The 21,173-nt window shown below is 61.8% G+C and carries 20 protein-coding genes and 1 other RNA gene; 10 read left to right on the forward strand and 11 right to left on the reverse strand.

The window, feature by feature from the left end; all coding sequences use genetic code 11:
- Positions 1–41 precede the first annotated feature (41 nt).
- From J2T55_RS10105 to J2T55_RS10120, 4 genes are all read right to left on the reverse strand, one after another.
- Positions 42–500: an EVE domain-containing protein gene (locus J2T55_RS10105; RefSeq protein ID WP_259056021.1), complete on the reverse strand. Its 459-nt coding sequence runs from the start codon at positions 498–500 to the stop codon at positions 42–44.
- 146 nt (positions 501–646) lie between these two features.
- Positions 647–830, reverse strand: a non-coding RNA gene (gene ssrS, locus J2T55_RS10110) — 6S RNA.
- Between the two features lie 55 nt (positions 831–885).
- Positions 886–1,188 (reverse strand): cell division protein ZapA, encoded by a 303-nt coding sequence (locus tag J2T55_RS10115; RefSeq protein ID WP_259056022.1) that lies wholly within the window; start codon positions 1,186–1,188, stop codon positions 886–888.
- On the reverse strand, positions 1,185–1,409 hold the full coding sequence (locus tag J2T55_RS10120; RefSeq protein ID WP_259056023.1) for a TIGR02449 family protein: 225 nt from the start codon (positions 1,407–1,409) through the stop codon (positions 1,185–1,187). Before J2T55_RS10120 ends, J2T55_RS10115 begins: the two co-directional genes overlap by 4 nt.
- A gap of 256 nt (positions 1,410–1,665) precedes the next feature.
- On the opposite strand from J2T55_RS10120, the gene J2T55_RS10125 reads away from it, so the two are divergent.
- The 5 genes from J2T55_RS10125 to J2T55_RS10145 all read left to right on the forward strand — a co-directional run bounded on the left by J2T55_RS10125 (position 1,666) and on the right by J2T55_RS10145 (position 7,846).
- Positions 1,666–2,205: a UPF0149 family protein gene (locus J2T55_RS10125; protein WP_259056024.1), complete on the forward strand. Its 540-nt coding sequence runs from the start codon at positions 1,666–1,668 to the stop codon at positions 2,203–2,205.
- A complete protein-coding gene (gene pepP, locus J2T55_RS10130) occupies positions 2,206–3,531 on the forward strand; it encodes a Xaa-Pro aminopeptidase (protein WP_259056026.1) in 1,326 nt (441 codons plus the stop codon).
- Between the two features lie 13 nt (positions 3,532–3,544).
- Positions 3,545–4,747 (forward strand): 2-octaprenyl-6-methoxyphenyl hydroxylase, encoded by a 1,203-nt coding sequence (ubiH, locus tag J2T55_RS10135; protein WP_259056027.1) that lies wholly within the window; start codon positions 3,545–3,547, stop codon positions 4,745–4,747.
- A 2-nt stretch (positions 4,748–4,749) separates the two neighbouring features.
- A complete protein-coding gene (locus tag J2T55_RS10140) occupies positions 4,750–5,976 on the forward strand; it encodes an FAD-dependent monooxygenase (protein WP_259056028.1) in 1,227 nt (408 codons plus the stop codon).
- A gap of 181 nt (positions 5,977–6,157) precedes the next feature.
- Positions 6,158–7,846 carry a glutamine--tRNA ligase/YqeY domain fusion protein gene (locus tag J2T55_RS10145; RefSeq protein ID WP_259056029.1) on the forward strand — a complete coding sequence of 563 codons (1,689 nt, stop codon included), beginning with the start codon at positions 6,158–6,160 and terminating at the stop codon, positions 7,844–7,846.
- A gap of 280 nt (positions 7,847–8,126) precedes the next feature.
- Here the strand turns inward: J2T55_RS10145 and J2T55_RS10150 are convergent, their stop codons facing one another.
- The 3 genes from J2T55_RS10150 to J2T55_RS10160 all read right to left on the reverse strand — a co-directional run bounded on the left by J2T55_RS10150 (position 8,127) and on the right by J2T55_RS10160 (position 12,037).
- On the reverse strand, positions 8,127–9,143 hold the full coding sequence (locus tag J2T55_RS10150) for an IS110 family transposase (protein WP_259056030.1): 1,017 nt from the start codon (positions 9,141–9,143) through the stop codon (positions 8,127–8,129).
- Between the two features lie 736 nt (positions 9,144–9,879).
- The gene (locus J2T55_RS10155) at positions 9,880–11,553 is read right to left on the reverse strand and encodes a GMC family oxidoreductase (RefSeq protein WP_259056032.1); all 1,674 of its coding nucleotides are present in this window, start codon (positions 11,551–11,553) and stop codon (positions 9,880–9,882) included.
- Positions 11,546–12,037 carry a gluconate 2-dehydrogenase subunit 3 family protein gene (locus J2T55_RS10160; RefSeq protein ID WP_259056033.1) on the reverse strand — a complete coding sequence of 164 codons (492 nt, stop codon included), beginning with the start codon at positions 12,035–12,037 and terminating at the stop codon, positions 11,546–11,548. The genes J2T55_RS10155 and J2T55_RS10160 overlap by 8 nt, the downstream gene beginning before the upstream one ends.
- A 581-nt stretch (positions 12,038–12,618) precedes the next feature.
- Between J2T55_RS10160 and J2T55_RS10165 the strand changes: the two genes are divergently transcribed.
- Positions 12,619–13,542 carry an autotransporter outer membrane beta-barrel domain-containing protein gene (locus tag J2T55_RS10165; RefSeq protein WP_259056034.1) on the forward strand — a complete coding sequence of 308 codons (924 nt, stop codon included), beginning with the start codon at positions 12,619–12,621 and terminating at the stop codon, positions 13,540–13,542.
- A 63-nt stretch (positions 13,543–13,605) separates the two neighbouring features.
- On the opposite strand, the gene J2T55_RS10170 is transcribed toward J2T55_RS10165, so the two are convergent.
- The gene (locus J2T55_RS10170) at positions 13,606–14,802 is read right to left on the reverse strand and encodes a glycosyltransferase (protein WP_259056036.1); all 1,197 of its coding nucleotides are present in this window, start codon (positions 14,800–14,802) and stop codon (positions 13,606–13,608) included.
- 153 nt (positions 14,803–14,955) lie between these two features.
- Positions 14,956–15,630 carry a FecR family protein gene (locus tag J2T55_RS10175; RefSeq protein WP_259056037.1) on the reverse strand — a complete coding sequence of 225 codons (675 nt, stop codon included), beginning with the start codon at positions 15,628–15,630 and terminating at the stop codon, positions 14,956–14,958.
- 460 nt (positions 15,631–16,090) lie between these two features.
- Here J2T55_RS10175 and J2T55_RS10180 point away from each other — a divergent pair, with 460 nt between their 5' ends.
- Complete coding sequence (locus tag J2T55_RS10180) at positions 16,091–16,999, forward strand: autotransporter outer membrane beta-barrel domain-containing protein (protein WP_259056038.1); 909 nt, start codon at positions 16,091–16,093, stop codon at positions 16,997–16,999.
- A gap of 2 nt (positions 17,000–17,001) precedes the next feature.
- Positions 17,002–17,880: an alpha/beta fold hydrolase gene (locus J2T55_RS10185; protein ID WP_259056040.1), complete on the forward strand. Its 879-nt coding sequence runs from the start codon at positions 17,002–17,004 to the stop codon at positions 17,878–17,880.
- A 1-nt stretch (position 17,881) separates the two neighbouring features.
- On the opposite strand, the gene speD is transcribed toward J2T55_RS10185, so the two are convergent.
- Entirely contained in the window at positions 17,882–18,715 is an 834-nt protein-coding gene (gene speD / locus J2T55_RS10190; RefSeq protein WP_407660077.1) for an adenosylmethionine decarboxylase, read from the reverse strand.
- A 30-nt stretch (positions 18,716–18,745) separates the two neighbouring features.
- Positions 18,746–19,171, reverse strand: coding sequence for a VOC family protein (locus J2T55_RS10195; protein ID WP_259056043.1), 426 nt, complete (start codon positions 19,169–19,171; stop codon positions 18,746–18,748).
- 152 nt (positions 19,172–19,323) lie between these two features.
- On the opposite strand from J2T55_RS10195, the gene J2T55_RS10200 reads away from it, so the two are divergent.
- Positions 19,324–20,226: a phosphoribosylaminoimidazolesuccinocarboxamide synthase gene (locus tag J2T55_RS10200; protein WP_259056048.1), complete on the forward strand. Its 903-nt coding sequence runs from the start codon at positions 19,324–19,326 to the stop codon at positions 20,224–20,226.
- Positions 20,227–20,282: 56 nt separating this feature from the next.
- Positions 20,283–20,918: a carbonic anhydrase gene (locus J2T55_RS10205; RefSeq protein WP_259056057.1), complete on the forward strand. Its 636-nt coding sequence runs from the start codon at positions 20,283–20,285 to the stop codon at positions 20,916–20,918.
- Positions 20,919–21,173 lie beyond the last annotated feature (255 nt).

Raw genomic sequence — 21,173 nt, forward strand, 5'->3', positions numbered from 1 at the left:
TAAGGCTGACTGTATACCTTGTCTGGCGGGTAACGGCCTGTTTATTCGAGGGCGAGGATGTAATCCCACTGCTGTTTGGTAACCGGCATGATCGACAGGCGGTTGCCCTTTTGCACCAGTTTCATGTCGGCGAGTGCCTGATGTTCCTTGAGCTCCTGCAGGGTAATCGTACGCTTGAACGTGCGCTTGAACTTGACGTCGACCAAAAACCAGCGCGGCTTGTCCGGGTCGCTTTTCGGATCGTAGTGGCTGTCTTCCGGATCGAACGCGGTCGGATCGGGATAGGCTTCGGAAGCGACGGTCGCTATTCCGACGATGCCGGGCTCGGCACAGTTGGAATGATAGAAAAACACCAGGTCGCCCTTGCGCATGTCATCGCGCATGAAATTGCGCGCCTGGTAGTTACGCACGCCATCCCACGGTTCGGTCTTGTTCGGCCGCGATTTCAGATCATCGATACTGAAAGTCGACGGTTCGGATTTCATCAGCCAGTAGTTCATGGTGAGTTAACTGGTTAATTGGTGATTAGTGACTGGTAAAAGAAAAACAAAATTAAAGTTGCTGGCACGGCTGAACTTGGCGCTTTGATCAGCCGGTGGTGTTCTGTTCAGGGACGATTGATGCGTTACAGGAAAAATTAGGGAGGGTATCAACCGCAATGCCGCTGCGGGCCGGTGCCTTGAACCGAAGGTTCAAGTGGGAACAGCGGGTGGGGTATCAGGCTTTCCACTCGAAGGTGGACATGCTCAACAACCCCACGGTTAGTTCCCGGCATAGTACAGCATAGGCTCAAGCTTCTCTAGCCCAGATAACGTACACCGCAGAAGATACCCATAATTAAATCGTTTTGCCGCCTTGTCATTTCGCTGCGAATGGCTGTCTGCTTCAGGCCGGCGCGCGGTTCAGCGCTTCTTCAATTTTCTGGCGCAGGCGCCGCACATCGTCATCCACCTTTGAAGTATAGTCCTTATTCCGATTCTCGTGGTCGATTAATTCGTGCGCCATGTGTAAGGCAGCCATGACCGCGATTCGTTCCGTACCGATAACGCTGCCGCTGTTACGCACCTCGGTGCATTTCTGGTTCAGCATCTTGACGGCCGCATGCAACTGTTCCTTCTCGCCTTCCTCGCAGGCAATCAGGTATTCCTTGTCCATGATGGTGACACTGACGGGCTTGGCTTCACTCATGAGCGGGACTCCATGGCACGCAAGCGGGCGATCATCGATTCAATCCGGGTGCGGGCCTGTTCGGTTTTTTCTATCAGTGCGGCCCGTTCCGACATCAGCGATTCCTGCTGGTTACGCAACGCCGAATTTTCAGTCTGCAGTTCATTGACTGTGCTGATCAGCTTGTCGACCTGCGCCTCAAGGCTGGCCAGGTCCATTTGATTGCCGTTGTTATTATCCATGGTACAGGTTCGCGCGGCTCATCAATCGTTGCATTGGGCGGTTGTTTGCCACCATCAATCATGACCGCCAGCAAGCACGGTTTCGTCAATATAGAATGGTGGCAATATGCGGTCAACAGCAGGCCGATCCAGGCTACGCCGGCAGCGGTGTTACCGACAAGCATAATGCGCTAGCATTGCATCAGCATGACCTGTCCCGACAATACCCGCGCGCGCCTGACTTGGCCGCCATCAGAGCCTTTAATTAATATAAACCATGACATCAACCAGCAAGAATTACGCTGAGCTCGAGGACCTGCTGAACCGGCTGGGTGCGCCGATTGGCCCGTCCGAGTGCCATGGCTTCATCTGCGCCCAGCTGTGCACCAGCGCCGAACCGGACAGTCGCAGTTGGCGCGAGTGTCTGGGTGCCGAGGGCGAGGAAGCCGAGGCAACACTGCGGCGTATCAGCGACGCCAGTGGCGAGGACCTGGCGTCAACGGAGTTCACCTTTGAGCCCATGCTGCCGTCGGAGGAAGCGACCCTGGCGGTGCGCGCCGATGCTCTGGCGGCCTGGTGTCGCGGTTTTCTGTTCGGTCTCGGTAACGGCGGCCTGACCGAGGCGGGGCTCAGTGGCGACTGCCGCGAGCTGGTCGAAGACATAGAACGCATCAGCCGGGCGCGCGTTGAACTGGAGCAGGGCGAGGAGTTTGCCTTGCTGGAGCTTGTCGAATTCGTACGCGTGGGCGCCATGACCGTGTTCCAGGAACTCAAACCGATGCGCACCCCGAGCCAGGGACAACCGAGTCTGCATTAGATGAACAGCGATCAGAAAGAATACCAGCGCCGCCGCAAGCGGCTCATGGATCTCATGAATACCGGTGCGATCGCCATTCTGCCGTCGGCACCGGTGCGCGTGCGCAATCGCGATGTCGAGTATCCCTACCGTCCCGACAGTGACTTCTATTACCTGACCGGCTTCCCGGAACCGGAAGCCGTGGCGGTACTCATACCGGACCGGCCGCAGGGAGAATACGTGCTGTTCTGCCGCGAGCGCGACCCGCAACGCGAGCAATGGGACGGCTACCGCGCGGGACTCGAGGGTGCCTGCGAGATTTACGGCGCCGACGACGCCTTTCCGTTCGATGATCTCGACGACATTCTGCCGGGCCTGCTGGAAAACCGCGAACGCATCTTTTACACCATGGGCATGGACGCGGCGTTCGACCAGCGCGTGGTCAAGTGGCTGAACCTGGTGCGCGAACGCGTGCGCACCGGCGTTACCGCACCGGCCGAGTTCGTCAGCCTGCAGCATTACCTGCACGAGATGCGCCTGTACAAGAGCGCTGCCGAGATCAAACTGATGCGCCAGGCCGCGAGCATTTCCGCCGGCGCCCACGAGCGGGCCATGCGTGCCTGCCAGCCGGGCATGACCGAGTACCAGCTGGAAGCCGAACTCACCCACGAGTTCATGCGCCACGGCGCGCGCGCGCCGGCGTACCCGTCGATCGTCGGCGGCGGCGCCAATGGCTGTATCCTGCACTACATCGAAAACAGTGCCACCCTGGCCGACGGCGACCTGGTGTTGATCGATGCTGGCTGTGAATACGGCTGCTACGCCAGCGACATCACCCGCACCTTCCCGATCAACGGCCACTACAGCGACGCCCAGCGCGAGGTCTACAACATTGTGCTCGAGGCGCAGGCCGCCGCTATCAAAAAGGTCAAGCCGGGCAATCACTGGAACGACCCGCACGAGGCGGCGGTGAAGGTGCTCACCAAAGGACTGGTCGAACTCGGCATTCTTGAGGGCAAGGTGACTGAGCTGGTCAAGCAACAGGCCTATAGCCCGTATTACATGCACCGTACCGGTCACTGGCTGGGCATGGATGTGCACGACGTCGGCGATTACAAGGTCGACAGCCAGTGGCGCCTGCTGGAGCCGGGCATGGTCATGACCGTCGAGCCTGGCCTGTACCTTAAGGCCGATATCCCGGGCCTGCCACGGCGCTGGCACAACATCGGTATCCGCATCGAGGACGATGTGCTGGTGACGAAGGATGGCCACGAGGTCATCACTGCCGCCGCGCCCAAGGATCCCGATGCCATCGAGTCGCTGATGGCCGCGGCGCAAGCGGCCTGAGCCGTGCCCTGCGATGACCGCCCCACGGACCGCCGTTGACTACGATGTCCTGATCGCCGGCGCCGGCGCGGTCGGCGCCAGCCTCGCCTGCGCGCTGGCCGGCTCGGCCCAGCGCGTGGCGGTGATCGAGGCGTCGCCGCCGCCGGCAGATGACCGCGCCGATGGCCGCGGCCTGGCGCTGTCACTGGCCTCGCAGCAGGTGCTGGAACGCATCGGCGTATGGCCGGCACTGGCCGTGCACAGCAACCCGATTCGCCACATCCACGTCAGCCACCGCGGCCACTTTGGCAGTGTGCGCCTCGATGCCGATCTGCTGAATACCGATGCGCTCGGCCAGGTGGTGCCTGCAGCGCGGCTGGGCCGCGCCTTGCTGGACCGCCTGCAGTCAGCGGCCAACATCGACTTCCTCTGCCCGGCGCGGCTGACCGCGCTGGAACAGGACGCCGCCGGCGTGAGCGTGCGTATTGACGCGGGTGACACCGGTGAGCGCCAGCTGCGCGCCCATCTGCTGGTCGGCGCCGACGGCAGCCAGTCACGGGTGCGCGAGCTGTGCGGCATCGGCACCCGTACCAAAGACTACGGCCAGACCGCCATCGTCAGCAGCGTCCGCGGCGAGCAGCCGCACGCCGACACCGCCTGGGAGCGTTTCACCGACAGCGGCCCGTGCGCCCTGCTGCCGCTGGCCGACGGCCGCCTGGTCAGCGTCTGCTGCGTCGCCAGCGCCGACGCCGATCGCGTACAGGCGCTGGCCGATAGCGACTACATCGAGTTCCTGACGGATCGCTGCGGCCGCCGGCTCGGCCGCTTCACCGAGGCCGGGCCGCGCCAGGCCTACCCGCTGCGGTTGATCGAGAGCGAACGCCAGCGTGACGGCCGCGTGCTGCTGCTCGGCAACAGCGTCCATACCGTGCACCCGAACGCCGCGCAGGGGTTCAACCTCGGCCTGCACGATGCCGCCGCGCTTGCGGCACGCTTGCAGGATGATAGCGGTGATCCCGGTGCTGCCGAGCGGCTGACGAACTACCTGCGCGAACGCCGGCCGATCCAGAAACGCGTCGTGCGCCTGACCGACAGCCTCGCCTGGCTGTTCTACCGGCCGCACCCGGTCATCGGCCCGGCGCGCTCGCTGGCCATGCTGGCGCTCGATCTGTCGCCGGCGGCGAAAAGATTCTTCGCCCGCCGCACGGCGGGCATCAACCAGCGTTTCGGGTCGTGACCATGGCAGCGTCGACGAGTCCGGGTTTCGATACCGACGTGGCTGTCATCGGCGCCGGCCTCGCCGGCGGCGTGCTGGCCCTGTTGCTGCGCCAGGCCGGTTTCGCGGTCACGCTGATCGAGGCGCGCGAGCCACAACCGGTCAGCGACGCGCCGGATCCGCGTGCGCTGGCGGTCACCCCAGCATCGCGCGCCATCCTCGAACAGGTCGGCGTCTGGGCGGCGCTGCCACCGGAACGCATCAGCACGTTTCACGGCATGCAGGCCTGGGATGCCTACGGCGCGATCGCCTTCGACGACCGCGACGTCGGCGAGCCGGCGCTGGGTTACATCATCGAAAGCCCGGTACTGCAGGCGGCGCTGGAGGCGGTTCTGGGACGCGACGCCGGACTCGGCTGGCAGCGTCCGGCCGGCGTCGAGCGCCTGCAGGCCGAGCTGCAGTGCATCCGGCTCGGCCTGGACAACGGTGACTCGCTGACGGCACGCCTGGCGGTCGGTGCCGACGGCCGCCAGTCGCGTTCACGCCTGCTCGCCGGCATCAGCTATCACGAACAGCCGTATCCGCAGAAGGCGCTGGCCGCGGTGGTGACCTGCGAACAGCCGCATGAACAGATCGCGCGGCAACGTTTTCTCGGCGACAGCGTGCTGGCGTTCCTGCCGCTGGCCGACAGCCACCAGTGCGGCATTGTCTGGTCGACACCGGCGGCGCGCGCCGACGAACTGCTGGCCATGGACGAGGCGGCATTTGCCGAGACCCTGGCTACAGCCTTCGAGCGGCGCCTGGGGACGGTAACGGCGGTTGGCCGGCGCGGCGCCTTCCCATTGCTGCAGGCCGAGGCGGATCGCTACGTCGGTGAACGCTTCGCGCTGGTCGGCGATGCCGCCCACAGCATCCACCCGCTGGCCGGCCAGGGTGCCAACCTGGGCTGGCTGGACGCCGCCTGCCTGGCCGAGGTTCTGGCCGCAGACGCCGCCGGCGAAAGCCGCGATCCGGGACACGCGCGCCGACTGCGGCGTTACGCGCGCTGGCGCATGAGCGAGAACCGCATCATGCAGCAGGCCCTGGACGGGCTGTATCGACTGTTCCGCCGCGACGAATGGCCGCTGCGGGCGCTGCGCGGGCTGGGACTGCGGCTGACGGATCATAGCGGGCCGCTGAAGAAACTGCTGATACGCCACGCCATGGGCCGGGCCGGTGATCTGCCGAGGATAGTAACGGGAAAACCGTGACCGGTGAGTAATGGCTACCGGCAACAGGGATTGAGCCAGTGTATGCGGTAGAATCTACGCTCTGGCCAATGCGGTGAAAATTCTTTATAAATACGCCCCCGCTCCGGTCGCTACACCCGGTCGTTTTTCACCGATTAGCAGTCACATAACCAAAAGCCATCAATCACGACGCACCAGCCGAATGAACGACGAATCCAGGGCCAAGGCGCCCAGCAATTTCATCCGCCAGATCGTCGACCGCGATCTCGCCGCCGGCAAGAATGACGGCCGCGTGCATACCCGTTTCCCGCCGGAGCCGAACGGCTACCTGCACGTCGGCCACGCCAAGTCGATCTGCCTCAACTTCGGCCTGGCTGAGGACTACGGTGGCAAGTGCAACCTGCGCTTCGACGACACCAACCCGGACAAGGAAAGCGTCGAGTATACCGAATCGATCCAGGAAGACGTGCACTGGCTCGGTTTTGACTGGGAAGACCGGCTGTTTTTCGCCTCGGACTACTTCGACCAGCTGTACGAGTACGCCGAGATTCTGATCAGGGACGGCAAGGCCTACGTCGACAGCCTGACAGCCGAGCAGATCCGCGAATATCGCGGCACCCTGTCCGAGCCGGGCAGGGACAGCCCTTACCGCGATCGCCCGGTCGAGGAAAACCTCGATCTGTTCCGGCGCATGCGCGCCGGCGAGTTCGCCGAGGGCGAGCATGTGCTGCGGGCAAAGATCGACATGGCGTCGCCGAACATCAACATGCGCGATCCGGCCATCTACCGGATCAAGCACAAGCCGCATCATCGTACCGACGACAAGTGGTGCATCTACCCGATGTACGACTATACGCACTGCCTGTCGGATGCCATCGAGGGCGTAACGCATTCGCTGTGCACGCTGGAGTTCGAGGATCACCGGGCGCTGTACGACTGGTTCCTGGAACAGCTGCCGGTGCCGAGTCGACCCGAGCAGACCGAGTTCGCGCGTCTGAATCTCGACTACACGATCACCAGCAAGCGCAAGCTCAACGAACTGGTTACCGAGGGCCACGTAGCCGGTTGGGACGATCCGCGCATGCCGACGATCATCGGCATGCGCCGGCGCGGTTTCACGCCGGCGGCGATCCGCGACTTCTGCGAACGCATCGGCATGACCAAGAACGACACCCGCATCGACATGGCGGTGCTGGAAACCTGCACGCGCGAGGATCTCGATCGCACCGCGCCGCGGGCCATGGCGGTGCTGAACCCGCTCAAGGTGGTCATCGAGAACTATCCGGAAGACGAAAGCGAGACCCTCGAGGCGGTCAACCACCCGTACGACGAATCACAGGGCCGGCGCCAGGTGCCGTTCGGTCGCGAGATCTACATCGAGCGCGACGACTTCATGGAAGACCCGCCGAAGAAGTTCTTCCGCCTCGGTCCGGGCCGCGAGGTGCGCCTGCGCTATGCCTACTTCATCACCTGCACCGACGTCATCAAGGATGACAATGGCGAGGTTGTCGAGCTGCGCTGCAGCTACGATCCGGCGACACGTGGCGGCGATGCTCCGGACGGACGCAAGGTCAAGGGCACCATCCACTGGGTATCGGCCGAACATGCCGTACCGGCCGAGGTGCGTCTTTACGATCGCCTGTTTACCGTGCCGAAACCGGAAGCGGATAAGGAACGCGACTGGAAAAGCTTCATCAACCCGGATGCCTGCGTGGTGATGGACAAGGCATTGCTGGAACCGGCGCTGGCGCTGGCGCCGGCGGAAAAGCGCTACCAGTTCGAACGGCTGGGTTACTTTTGTGCCGATCGCAAGGATCACGCGCGCGAGCACCCGGTATTCAACCGCATCGTCACCCTGCGCGACAGCTGGGCGAAGGCAAACAAGGGTTGAGTTCTTTATCCTGCAGTAGTCCGGTTCTGCCGGATCAGGAACCGCAAATGAACGCGAATAACGCAAATCAGGAAAGTGCGCTACGCGCTGCCGCAGGCCTCGGGCCGAGGGTTAACCGAACCCGTCGTTGCGAGGCGCGCCAGCGCCGCGGCAACCTCGGCGCGATTGCTTTGTCGCATTGCTCCTCGCAATAACGGTTTATAGTTCGTGGCGCGGAATCAAACAAGACGATTCCGGATAGCCGCCATGCGGCTTCCGGAATGCCCGCTAAAAGGCGAAGTCAAGTTTTCACTGCAAACAATCGTTGTTCATCGACCGGTTGCTCCGGGTTTTGCACCAGTGCATAGGCACCGCGCACCAGTTTGCGCGCGATGATCAACAACGCTTCGACATAGCTGCGTCCGAGCTGTCGCAATCGTTCGTAATAGCGTCGCACCACCGGGCTGTGGATCATCGCGCCCCAAGCCGCCTGGAACAGACGCTTGCGCATGAAGCTGTGGCCGCGCTTGGTCAGCCGGCTGCGGCCGACCTTCTGGCCACTGCGATGCACGCTGACATCCAGGCCAACGAACGCCACCCAGCTGTTGGCCGACGGCGCCGCCGGGTCGAGCAGCCCGGTCAGCACCCGGGCCAGCGCGGTTGATACGCCCGGCAGGCCGGCCACGGCCGTCACCCGTTGCGGTTCCGCCATCGTTTCGGCACAGCGCTGGATTTCCGCCTGGACCGAGTGCCGTTGCTGCCGCAGTCCGGTCAGCTGCGCCTGCAGTTCGGTAAGCGCCGCCGCCGGGGCGACCCCGGCCAGTTCAGCCGCCTCCCGGTGCGCCCGCAGCACTGCCTGCTGGCTCTGAATCAGGCGCTCCAGCTGTTTCTGCAGGTTCAGCAACTGCCGCAGCCGCACCTGCGTGCGGCTCAGCCGGCACGGCTTCGGCAGGTTCGGCTCGGTCACGCCCATATGCGCCAGCAGCGCGGCATCAGCCGGGTCGGTCTTGCACAACCGGACGTCACCCTTGCGGTGCTTGGCGGGCATCAGTGGATTAATCAGATGGGCGTCCACTCCGGCCGCCTGCGCGGCAAACACCGTTGGCCAGTGCCAAAAGCCGGTCGATTCCACCACGACCGGTCCGGTAAACCCGCTCTGTGCCAGCGCTGCCATGTAGGCCTCCAGGGCCGACCGGCCATTGGCCAGGGTGCGGGTACGCACCCGGCCGCGGTCATCGCGTTCACCCACCACCACCTCGTGCTTGGCAACATCCACGCCGACGGATTGCAGTACCCGCTCGCCTGTTTGTTCCGACATACGTTATCCTCCAGGTCAGGTTGGGGAGGTCCCTGGCAGGCTCGGTCATATGCGTCAAAGAAGCTTCAGGCTTTACCCGCTGTAACGGAGCTCAACAGGGACGGCCAGGGGCAGAGAGGCGGTTGCATTCCGGGTCGTTCGCGACGATTGACGGGTCGCCTCTCTCCCCACCCCCAGCCTACCTTCCAATAGAAGGTATGTCCTTTTATATGACGCGGTTTTGTTCATTGCGGTTGCCTGATTTTCGTCATTCCGGCCGCGCGTAGCGCGAGCCGGAATTCATTGACTGTGGCGCCGATTGCAATCGATGAAACAGGCGCCAGAGGGTTTGCTGATTTCAATCCGCCCCCACTGATATCAGATCCTGTTAATCACGATTCACCAGTTACCAATTAACCCGTAGGGGAGGCCCGACCACGGGCTGAATAAGGAGGTCGGCTACGGGGTGATTGGATTATCGAGGATGTTTAACTCACCCCCATTCCTGGCTTACTGCATGCTGGGACAGGCTCTTGCCTTTCCCATCAAGGGGGAAGGGACAGGTGCGCTACGCGCTGTTGGTTGATGCGCTCCCAAAATAGGTGGTTTTGCCAATCACCAATCACCCAATGTATCGCGGAGATTAATCCGCTCCCGCATCCATACCAGGCAATTTGCGTTCATTCGCGTTCATTTGCGGTTTCGTTACTCCTGTAGGCGTCGGCTTCAGCCAATCACGAATCACCAACAGGGCGTCCTAGAGGGTTTTGTCAGCCAGCTGCCGGACAATGTTATCGGCGGTGCGTAGTGCCAGCGCCTGGATGGTCAGTGACGGCGCCTCGCCGCCGCCGGAGCTGGGGAATACGCTGGCATCGGCAATGAACAGGTTCTTCCAGCGATGGCTGCGGCCGTATTCGTTGACCACCGAGGTATCCGGATTATGGCCCATGCGCGCGGTACCGAATACGTGCGTGGAACTGAAGTAGTCATAGGTGCCATACTCTTCCACGATCGACTCGACGCCGCTCGCGTTGAGAATGTCACGGCACTTGTTGGCCATGAAAATCAGTCGCTGCAGGGCCATGTCATCGAGAAAACTGTGGATGCGTGCCTTGGCCAGCCCGTTGGCATCCCTGGCATCCGGATCCAGATCGATGTAGGAGCCCGGGTTCGGCAGACTCTCGCCGATCGCCCCGATCGAGAGTATGCGACCGAATGTCTCGCGCATGCGTTGCTTGTGCGCGTGACCCCAGCCACCAACCACGCGTTTGGCATAACTGATCGGCCCGACCAGTCCGGCCTCGCCAACCGACGAGTTGAAACGGCAGCCGCCGATCACGCCGTCGATGGCGTCCGGCGTATTGAAATCCCAGCAGATGGCATCGGCCGGAATACCGCGATGACTGCCGAGGTTTTCCGGGTGCAGGCCGCTGGCCAGCCAGGAAATCGTTTCCATGAAGTTGCGGCCCAGCTGGCCGGACTCGTTGGCCAGGCCCCGGCCGCCGGCACTGGAGCAGTTCATCAGCAACCGCGGTGTTTCTACCGCACCGCAGGCAACCACGACCGCACGGCCATTGACGCGCCGGGTCCGGCCGTCGGCATCCCTGTATAAGACACCGGCAATGCGATCGTCGGCCGTTGTCTCGATGTCGATGACGGTGGCACCGGTGCGGATTTCGCAGTTGTCCCGTTGCCGCGCCCGACGGATGAAGGTGACATCGACGCTGCCCTTGTCGGCGCGCGGGCAGCCGCGGGTGCAGTTATTGCAGTAATTGCAGCCCGGCCGGCCATCATGGGGCTGCGACAGTATGGCCAGAGAATTGGGTAGCAGGTTGAGATCCAGATCGCTGCAGCCCTGGCGAATTTTCCGGCTCGAATAGTTCAGTGTATGCGCAGGCAACGGATAGGGGGCGCTGCGCGGACAACGACGCTCCTGCGCCGGGCCCGCCACGCCGATCAGCTTTTCCGCTTTGATGTAATACGGCTCGAGTTGGTCGTAGCCGAATGGCCAGTCAGCGGCCACGCTGAAGCGCGTCTGCATCCGCATGGCCTGCGGGTTAAGGCGGTGCGCCTCACCAGTAAAGTGCAGCGTGGAGCCGCCCAGGCCGACGACGTGATGGTAGGCGTAGGGCTGGCGGCGCTCTTTGGTCACGAACAGGCCGCGCTGATCGCTGTGCGAGCGGATGCCGTCCCAGCGGCTTTCCAGGCGCTGAAATTCGGCGTAGGTTTGGCGCGCTTCGGTCGGTACTTTGGCGGGGAAACCCTCGGTCTCCCAGTCCGCCTGATCCAGCCGGTAGTCCTCGCGGTAGTCGTAGGCCGGCCCGGCTTCCAGCAGCAGCACGCGAGCGTTCTGTTGCGCCAGCGCCCACAGGCAGGCGCCGCCGCCGGCACCGGAGCCGATGACAATGACGTCGTAGTCCGCGTCAGCCATGTCCGGGCGGCCGCTGGTAGTCCATGTAGCCGGCCGGCTGTGGCGGCCGATCCATGCCCAGCCCCGGCCAGCTCTGCGGCTGGCTGTAGTAGAGTTCGAACAGGTCGTCACGCACGCTGCGGAAGAAGGCACGCGCCAGGGTGCGCGGTCCCTGACGCTCGAAGAATTCGACGATGCGAATGCGCTGCGCCTCATCCAGTTCGCTGAAGTCACGAGCGTAGGCGCGCTGTGATACCCGGTCGAGCAGGCCGCAACCGTTGCGGATCAGGCGCTCGTAACGGTCGTCGGCCGCGGCACGTTCCAGCAGCGCCTGGTCGATGCCGAGTTCGCTCGCCGCCGGCGTTTCGTCGGCCGGCATGAGCGTGTCGAGGAATACCGCCAGTGTGGTCTTGAACCCCGTCGCTGCGAACGCGCCACGCCAGGGCCACTGGATCAACAGGGTCAGCGGTATCAGTTTCAGCAGCGTGCGACGCGTGAACGGCATTGGGCTATCGGATTGGTTACATTCAGGTTTCAGTGCAAATGGCTGTTCCGGCCAGGCAAGAGCCGCATTCATGTCATGCCGGCCCTTGGGGCCGGCTGGCGCCTGTCCCATTTTGCAGGTTGCCACGTTTGTGGCTAGTATGCATGCAAGGGAAAGCAAAAGCATAAGGCCTTTTTGCGCCACCACAAACAATATGTTCAGGGGGATTTATGTCACAGGGTAGGCAACTGAAGCCGTTGTACGGTTTTTTTGTAGCATTAGCTTGTTCAGGGTACACAGCTAATGTTTTTGCAGGATTGGCACCACCAGCACCGGCCGAAGAGCAATACTCCGACTCTTGCCTGGAAGGAGATGCCTATTTTACCGGAGAGACGGGCCCGATTTTCAATGGTGGATATGGCGATTATATCGATAATGGATACGGCAATGGAGATTTCCAAGTCTTCCAGGTTAACGGTGGATATGACTCAGCCTTCATGACTTCCGATGGTCCTGTGTCACCCGATGAACTGAATGCCGACGGGTTGTGCTCTCAGTTCAATTCCGGGTCCGCGATTATAGGCGAGGAAATCACCCGACTGATGATGACCGAGTATTTTCATCGCATGGGGCAGGCACTGCAGAATCGCATCCGTGGCGGCTTCTTTGGCGGCGGTGGCGTTGCCGCGCGCGGTCAGTCCGATATGGCCGGCCGCGCGGCAGGTGACGGCATGGCCGACTGGGGCGGCTGGTCCCCGTGGGTCAGCTACGGCCGGACCAGTGCCGACAACGAACTGTCGTCAACCCGCTATGATGCCACCCAGGACAATGTACTGTTCGGTATCGATTATACCTACTCCGATCGGTTGATCTTCGGTATCAGCGGCGGCTACGAGAACAACGACGTCACCACAGCCTTCAACCTCGGCGAGATGGAAGTCGAGGGCCTGACCGTCGCACCGTACGCGGCTTATCTGCTTACCGACAATGTCAGCGTCGATGTGGCGTTCGGTTATTCGGATCTCAGCATCGACCAGTTCCGCACCGAGCCCGGCGGCGCCATCGTCCGCGGCGACACCGACGCCTCGCGCTGGTTCGTCATGAGCAACCTCAATGCCAATCACCAGTATCGCAACTGGCTGTTCAGCGGCACGGCCGGCGTGATCTACAGTGAAGAGGATCAGGATGGCTTTACGGAAACTGGCGGCATCAGCTCCCAAACTGTCGCCAGTCGCAATATTGAATATGGCCAACTCACCTTTGGCGGCGAGATTGCCTATGTCGAGAAGGCCGTCGAGCCGTACGCCAGCCTGCATTACCAGTATGCGTTCGAGGATGGTGACAGCACTAGGCTGAATCCCAATCAGGCACGGCGCACAGATGATGATGATGAATTCAGGTTGGCGACCGGACTGCGGTTCTTTGCCAACAATGGCGTATCGGGTGTCATTGAATACAATACCATCCTGGGTCGTGATCATTACGATAGCCATGGCATCAACCTGATCGGTCGTTACCAGTTCTGACGCTGTTAATCGACTAGGTGCCCAGCATCATCAGAGTATGGTGCTGGGCCTGTTTGTCTGATTTTATGAGCGTGTCTGCAGCAAGCCATCGACGGCCTCGATCAGGCATAGCGTCGGCTGACCGGGCTCGAAATCCCGGTGCTCGCTGGCGAAGCGGCGCGCCTGTTTCATGTAGGAATCGTCCTCCAGCAGTCTTTGTACATGATTGCTGATCGTCCCCGGGTCGCTCTGTTTGCCGGCAATCAGCGCGGCCCCCAGTTTTTCCACGCAGCGGGCATTCAGATACTGCTCCAGCGTGTCTGGCAGTAGCAGTAACGGCACGCCGGTCAGTAGCGCCATGAGTACGGTGCCCAGGTTGCCGTTGTTGATGACAAAGCGGCAGTCACGGATGCTGGCCGGCAGGCTGGCCGGGGTGTCGATGAACCGGATCCCGCCGCCGCCGAACCGGTCTTTATCTTTCTGGCCGACTTCCGGTGCGTAGATCACGGTCTTTGCTGGCTGGTTCTTCATGGTGGCTACGAGGGTCGGCAGGCTCTTCGTGTTTTTCAGATAGCCGAAGACCCTGGGTTGTCTGCCGACGGACCAGTTGACTGGTTTGCCGTGATGATCGGCGAACACGGGTCCGATATACTCGCCGCGCTCACGATCGCCGTAGCGGTCGAGCGCTTCCAGCGTCAGCAGCAGTGTACGATCTGTACGGAGCAGGTCCTGAAGCCTGTCCAGCCTGTCAGCACCACAGGCTTTCAGGGCCTCGTTCGCGTTCGCCAGCACGCGCTGTTCGAACTTTAGTAACGCTTTCGGTCCCGCGGCTGATTCGCGCAGTGCCGGGAAAGGGCTAATCTCCGGCGGAGTGGTGAAGCCGTTACCACATTGCAGGGTGGCAAAGCTGTAGTGCCGGGCGGCCAGCAGGCCGGTGGGGCAGTGATCGAAGATAACCAGATCGGGCTGCACACTGTTGTATATGAATTGCCAGGCCTGGAGGCGAGCCGACAGACCGCATGGATCGTTGAAGCCGGTGTTGTGCAGGATATATGCGTAGTTTTCGATCGGCTCGGCGACCGGGCCGGAGTTTCGCAATGATATCGGTGCCTGCACCAGAGTGAGGCGTTGTTCCGCCAGGACCTGCCGGACGCTGGCCAGATCGCGGGCAGCAAAGCAGACCCGGTGACCCTGGTCCAGCAGGTGCGTGATCAGCGTCTTGTAGCGCAGGATGTGACCGAAACCGCCACCGAGTTCCCAGGCAATCAGTATTCGCGCCATATTCCTTCTGCCTTTGTAGCCAAAATGAACGCCCGGTTAACACTGTCTGCATCGCGGTTTTCATAAAAGCCGGCATTTCTCATGCTGCTTATCAATTAAAACCAATAAAAAGCCCCGCTCAAGCGGGGCTTTCATTGATGCGGTGAATGAATATCAGCGCATTTGCGGCCTTGGCATACGCTGGAGACTCTGCAATGAACGGGTGATGTTCTGCAGCGTATTCACCTGCATGCGCCGCGGCGGTGACGGCGGGCTGAACTCGTCCGGCACTTCAGTGCCGTACTCGGCCTGGTCGATGTCTACGGCGCCGAATTCGTTCGATACGTTGATGGCACCGACGCTGCCATCCTCCTCGGCCAGCAGGATCACGGTCGCCGAGCTGGCGTCGGCCTCGCCGACAACCTGGGTACCACGGATGCCGATGGTGGCCACCGAGGTTTTGACCTTGAAGCCCTCGGGTTTGCTCTTGCCGACCAGGCCGGTAACGAAGCGGAAGGCGCCCTTGACGACGCGGGCGGTGAAGCCCGCTTCCTCTTCCCCGGCGCTGTAGTCGTAGGATTCGACCTCGAAACTCGAGTCGGGCCCCAGGTTGAAGACGGTGTCGTCGCGAAAACGAATCTCGATTTTGCCCTTGCGCCCGGTACTGACGGTGTCGGCCTCGAAGACCGGGTCGCCTTCGCTCAGCCGGCGTGCCGGCTCGTCACCACGCTGGGCCTTGGCGTAGCCGTCCAGTTTGGCTACCTCGCCGACACTGGCCAGCGCCGCGCTGAGCCCGAAAAACCAGAGAAAAATGATCCATATTGGTGCCAATGTCTTGCCGTGTCGCATAATCGTCCCCGCTCAAGGTTAGAAATGGCAGGCGCGCAGAATGGCCGAATGCCCCCGTTTGCCGCCCCCTGCTACTATCGCTAGACTAATAGTCTAGAACAGAACCGGCAAGTCAGGGGTGCGCCGGTCACAGAATGGTTCAATAAAACCGGGGGCTGTAATGGAGACTATGGGGTATCGCGGGCTGCAACAGCTCGCCGTGGTGGGGATTTGCAGTTTATTGATTTCTCAATCCGCTTTGGGGCAGTCGGCAGAAGGATGTGAGTTGGCGGGCCCAAACCTTGTTAAAGGGGAGGATTATTTTTGCGATGGTGATCAGTTTTGTAACTTTGCAGGTGAACCAATAGAGTTTGCAACGGAAGAAGAACTCCTCGCATCTGTTGCCACGGAACCAGAGGAGTCTTGCAGTGCTATAAATACTGCAAGTGAAGTCCTGCAAAACGAATTCCAGCGTGTTCACATGAGCGACTTTCTCTACCGTTTCTCGGGCGTGATCCAGAATCGTTTCTTCGGCAACCGTCGTGGTGGCGGTGGCATCGCCGCCAATACCGGTGACGATATGACTGGCCGTGCCGCCGGTGACGGCTTCGATAACTGGTCGCCGTGGCTCAGCTATGCCCGCACCCGCTCCAGCAATGACCTGGCGTCGACGGCCTACAAGGGTACCATCGACAGCTTTCTCCTCGGTGCCGACTACACGTTTTCGGACAAGCTGGTCGCCGGTGTGTCGCTGGGCTACGACGACAGCAATATCGACACGCGCTTCAACAACGGCGGCTACCAAACCGAGGGCTACACGATCGCGCCGTACGTGGCCTACCTGCTGACCGACACCATCAGCGTCGACGGCGCGCTCGGCTACTCGAACATGAACATCGACCAGAGCCGCACCAACCCGATCGACGGCAACCGCATCGTTTCCGATACCGACTCGGATCGTTGGTTCGTCGCCGCCAACGTGAACAAGTTTCACCAGTATGGCAACTTCATGCTGCTGGGTCGCGCCGGTCTCATCTACAGCGAGGACGACCGCGACGGCTTCAGCGAGCGCGGCAACGGCGGCCAGACGGTGGCGTCGAACCGCAGCGAGTTCGGCCAGGTCCAGATCGGCGGCGAGGTCGCTTACAGCGTTCACGCCATCGAGCCGTTCGCCAGCGTTTACTACCAGTACGACTTCGAGAACGAGACACCGGTGGTTGCCGCCGGCCAGCCGCGGCCCAGCGGTGACGACGACGAGTGGCGTTTGTCGGGCGGCTTCCGCTACTTTGGCAATAACGGCTTTAGTGGTGTGGTCGAATACAGCGGCAGCACCAGCCGTGACAATTTCGACAGTCACACGCTGACGTTCATTGCCCGGCTGCAGTTCTGATATTGACCGGTATATTGCCCCGGCAACTGGCGCTGCTGCTGACCGCTGTACTAGTGGCCAGCTGCCAGTCGACCGGTTTCCTGCATGATCCGGTGGCGCCGGCACGTACGCTGGCAACAGACGCGGGATTCAGTGAACAAAGGATCGCAGCGGGTGAATTCGAACTGTTCGGCTTCCGGCGCGGCTTCAGCGCCGGCTCGAGGAACCTGACCGTCTACATTGAGGGCGACGGTCGCGCCTTTGTCAGTCGCCGCCGCGTCTCGAACGATCCCACACCACGTGACCCGGTGGCGCTGCAGATGGCGGTCGCCGATCCGGCTGCCACGGTCGCCTACCTCGCCCGTCCCTGCCAGTTTGTGCAGCCCCTGCCGGACAGCTGCGAGTCGCGTTACTGGACCACGGCGCGCTACGCACCGGCAGTTGTCGCGGCCATGAATACTGCGGTCGACCAGCTCAGGGCCGATAGCGGCGCGGCCAGTCTGACACTGGTGGGCTTTTCCGGCGGCGGTACGATCGCGACGCTGCTCGCGGCGCGGCGTGACGATGTCGACTGGCTGGTGACGGTGGCGGGCAATCTCGATCACGCCGCCTGGACGCGGCATCACGGCGATACGCCGCTGGATGACTCGCTGAACCCGGCCGACGTGCGCGACCGGCTGGCCGATGTGCGCCAGCTGCACCTCGCCGGAGGTGACGACGATACCCTGCCGCCGGCGCTGGTGGCCGGGTTCGTGCGTGGCCTGCCGCCGGCGACGCCGGTCGAATTGCTGGTGTTCGACGACGCCGATCACGACGACTGGCCGGCCATCTGGGCGCGGCACGTCTGTACGCTGGCGTTTCGTGCGGATACGGCCGGCTGTGTGGCTGCCGCAGGCGGCTGATTCAGCGATTGCCGGGACTGAACATCGCGTCCTCGATGTTGCGGCCGTAGAAGATTTCCTGCATCTCGTGCTTCAGCCGCGACTCGATGTTGAGGCGCTCGTTCAGGTTCAGTGAGTCGGCATCGAGGCCGAACAGGTAGTCGTCCAGCTCGAAGCTCTTCAGCATCATCTTGGTGTGGAACAGCTTTTCCTCGTAGATGTTGACGTCCACGCACTGGAAGCGCTGCTTGGTCTCGGTCTCGAGGAAGTTCTGGATCGAGCTGATTTCGTGATCGATGTAGTGCTTCTTGCCGGTGGTGTCACGGGTGAAGCCGCGGATGCGGTAGTCCATGATGACAATGTCCGATTCGAAGCTGTGAATCAGGAAGTTCAATGCCTTCAGCGGCGAGATCTTGCCGCAGGTGCTGACGTCGATGTCGGCGCGGAACGTGCTGATACCCAGACGCGGATCGTTTTCCGGATAGGTGTGCACGGTCAGGTGGCTCTTGTCCATGTGCGCGACCACCGCTTCCGGGTTCGGGCCGGGCGATTCGGCGTTGGTCACGCCCTCCAGCGCCGGCATTTCCTCGGAAATCAGGATGGTGACGCTGGCACCGAGCGGATCGTAGTCGGTCTGGGCGATGTTGAGGATGTTGGCGCCGATGATGTTGGCTACGTCCTTGAGGATCTTGGTCAGGCGCTCGGCATTGTAGGCCTCGTCGATGTAATCCATGTACTCGTTCAGCTGCGACTCCGTCTGCGCGTAGGCGACGTCGTAGATATTGAAACTCAGCGACTTCGTCAGGTTATTGAAGCCGTGCAGCTGGACGTTTTTCTTGCTCATATCATTCGCCATGGTCACATCCCCTCCTGTTGAACCGACCCGCTAACCATCAGCGAGCGGAGGATGGTAGATCATCTGTACTACGTTCCCTTCCGGGTCTTCACAATAGAAACTGCGGGCACCGTCGCGATGCGTGCGCGGCGCCGTTTTCATCGGCACGTCGTGACTTGTCAGGAATTCATACCACGCATCGGTCGCATCCGGCGTCTTTAGTATGAAGCCGATATGGTCGAGCCGCTGCACGCCGTCCGGCACATGACCGTCCGGCAGCCGGTGCAGGGCAAGATTGTCATTGCCGGAGCACAGGTAGACATTGTCGGCGTCCGGCCGCCACTCCACCGCCATGCCGAGCAGTTCGACATAGAAGCGCTCGCAGGTTTCCAGATCGCGGACATTCAGGGCGACGTGATGCAGCCCCAGCGTCGATTCGGGCCGTCTGGATTCCGATTGAGGTGACTGTTCCGACACGTTGACCGGTCCCCGGCTGTTGAGAACGCGGCAGCCTATCTTAATGCGCCCCCCATGAAAAGCCTTTTTGGCCGCGCTGCGGCGCGGCCGGCGGCCATAGCCGCTTGCTTCTAGCTGTGGGAGAATAGCCCGCTGTCAACGTGAGCCAGACCATGCACAGCCCCGATCGCCCACTCTATCGCTCGGAAATCCGCGACCTGCCGCTGCTCAGCCAGGGCAAGGTGCGCGACATCTACGCCGTCGGTGACGACCACCTGCTGATCGTCACCAGCGACCGTCTGTCCGCCTTCGACGTCATCCTGCCGGATCCGATCCCTGACAAGGGCCGGGTGCTGAACCGGGTGGCGAATTTCTGGTTCGCGCGCACCGCCGGCCGCATCCGCAACCACCTCGCCGACATCCCGCTGGCCGACGTCGTTCCGGACGCCGCCGAGCGCGCGCCGCTGGAAGGCCGCAGCGTGGTCGTCCGGCGCTGCCAGGCACTGCCGGTCGAGGCGGTGGCCCGTGGTTACATCATCGGCTCCGGCTGGAAGGACTATCAGGGCAGCGGCCGTATCTGCGGCATTCCGCTGCCGGCGGGTCTGCGCCAGGCCGAGCAGCTGCCGGAACCGATCTTCACGCCGGCAACAAAGGCCGAGGTCGGCGACCATGACGAGAACATCAGCTTCGAGCAGATGGCCGACCGCATCGGCAAGGAACTCGCCGAACGCATCCGCGAGCAGACGCTGGCCATCTACAGCGAGGCCGCCGCCTACGCTGCCGAGCGCGGCATCATCATCGCCGATACCAAGCTCGAATTCGGTCTCGACGACGACGGTGAGCTCATTCTGATCGACGAGGTGCTGACGCCCGACTCGTCGCGCTTCTGGCCGGCGGATGAGTACCAGGTCGGTAGCAGCCCGCCGAGTTTCGACAAGCAGTTCGTGCGCGACTACCTGGAAAGCCTGGACTGGGACAAGAAGCCGCCGGCGCCGAGACTGCCCACCGAGATTATCGACAAGACCGCGGCCAAGTACCGTGAGGCGGAAACCCGCCTGACCGGAGAGCGAGGCTGAACGCGGCCGCGATCGATTTTTAGACAACGGGAAATAACAAGAGGATCTGCAAACCCATGCCCGAACTCGATACGCTTATTCAAGGTTTTCGCCGTTTTCGCCAACAGCACTTCATCGAAAGGCCCGAGATCTACCAGCAACTGGTGGCGCAGGGCCAGTCGCCGAAGGCGCTGGTTATCGCCTGCAGCGATTCGCGCGTCGATCCGGCGTTGATCACCGATGCCACGCCCGGCGACATCTTCGTGGTGCGCAACGTCGCCAACGTCGTGCCGCCGTTTGTCGACGACGGCAAGACCCACGGTACCTCGGCGGCGATCGAATTTTCCGTCAAGCACCTGCAGGTACCGCACATCATCGTCATGGGCCACAGCAAGTGCGGCGGCATTCGCGCGTTGATGGAAGGCAGTCATTCCAACCGGACGCACGGCTTCATCGATCCATGGATGAGTGCCATGAAACCTGCGCGTGACATCGTCAAACAGGAAAGCGCGGACGCGGATCTTGATAGCCAGTGCCAGCAGTGCGAGCGTGCCGCCGTCGGCGTGTCACTGGAAAACCTGATGGGCTTTCCGTTTGTGCGCGAAGCCGTCGAGGCCGGGCGGCTGATACTCAACGGCTGGTATTTCGATTTCGAACAGGGTGAACTGTTCGAGCGTCAGGTTGATGGCGCCTACAAGCCATTGAGTGAGTAATCGGTCAATTGAAACCGCAAATGAACGCGAATACGGGAAAGCTGGTGAGTGGTTATTGGTGATTCGTGATTGGCAAGGCTCGCCATTGCGAGAGCGCGTCAGCTGACAGCGCGCAGCGCCACCTTTTTCCTTCCCCCTTGATGGGGGAAGGTACGGATGGGGGTACGAACCGGAGACATAGGTTACAGAACGAACCGGGGACATGGGTAACACTTTGCGGCATAGGTTTAACAGGAGAAGCGACCGATGCCCTGG

The sequence above is a fragment of the Methylohalomonas lacus genome (assembly GCF_024808875.1).
GTDB lineage: Bacteria > Pseudomonadota > Gammaproteobacteria > Methylohalomonadales > Methylohalomonadaceae > Methylohalomonas > Methylohalomonas lacus.

Coding starts and splice junctions, on each gene's coding strand:
- J2T55_RS10105 (WP_259056021.1), bottom strand. CDS start 500: ATGAACTACTGGCTGATGAAATCCGAACCGTCGACTTTCAGTATCGAT.
- J2T55_RS10115 (WP_259056022.1), bottom strand. CDS start 1,188: ATGAGTGAAGCCAAGCCCGTCAGTGTCACCATCATGGACAAGGAATAC.
- J2T55_RS10120 (WP_259056023.1), bottom strand. CDS start 1,409: ATGGATAATAACAACGGCAATCAAATGGACCTGGCCAGCCTTGAGGCG.
- J2T55_RS10125 (WP_259056024.1), top strand. CDS start 1,666: ATGACATCAACCAGCAAGAATTACGCTGAGCTCGAGGACCTGCTGAAC.
- pepP (WP_259056026.1), top strand. CDS start 2,206: ATGAACAGCGATCAGAAAGAATACCAGCGCCGCCGCAAGCGGCTCATG.
- ubiH (WP_259056027.1), top strand. CDS start 3,545: ATGACCGCCCCACGGACCGCCGTTGACTACGATGTCCTGATCGCCGGC.
- J2T55_RS10140 (WP_259056028.1), top strand. CDS start 4,750: ATGGCAGCGTCGACGAGTCCGGGTTTCGATACCGACGTGGCTGTCATC.
- J2T55_RS10145 (WP_259056029.1), top strand. CDS start 6,158: ATGAACGACGAATCCAGGGCCAAGGCGCCCAGCAATTTCATCCGCCAG.
- J2T55_RS10150 (WP_259056030.1), bottom strand. CDS start 9,143: ATGTCGGAACAAACAGGCGAGCGGGTACTGCAATCCGTCGGCGTGGAT.
- J2T55_RS10155 (WP_259056032.1), bottom strand. CDS start 11,553: ATGGCTGACGCGGACTACGACGTCATTGTCATCGGCTCCGGTGCCGGC.
- J2T55_RS10160 (WP_259056033.1), bottom strand. CDS start 12,037: ATGCCGTTCACGCGTCGCACGCTGCTGAAACTGATACCGCTGACCCTG.
- J2T55_RS10165 (WP_259056034.1), top strand. CDS start 12,619: ATGATGACCGAGTATTTTCATCGCATGGGGCAGGCACTGCAGAATCGC.
- J2T55_RS10170 (WP_259056036.1), bottom strand. CDS start 14,802: ATGGCGCGAATACTGATTGCCTGGGAACTCGGTGGCGGTTTCGGTCAC.
- J2T55_RS10175 (WP_259056037.1), bottom strand. CDS start 15,630: ATGCGACACGGCAAGACATTGGCACCAATATGGATCATTTTTCTCTGG.
- J2T55_RS10180 (WP_259056038.1), top strand. CDS start 16,091: ATGAGCGACTTTCTCTACCGTTTCTCGGGCGTGATCCAGAATCGTTTC.
- speD (WP_407660077.1), bottom strand. CDS start 18,715: ATGGCGAATGATATGAGCAAGAAAAACGTCCAGCTGCACGGCTTCAAT.
- J2T55_RS10200 (WP_259056048.1), top strand. CDS start 19,324: ATGCACAGCCCCGATCGCCCACTCTATCGCTCGGAAATCCGCGACCTG.
- J2T55_RS10205 (WP_259056057.1), top strand. CDS start 20,283: ATGCCCGAACTCGATACGCTTATTCAAGGTTTTCGCCGTTTTCGCCAA.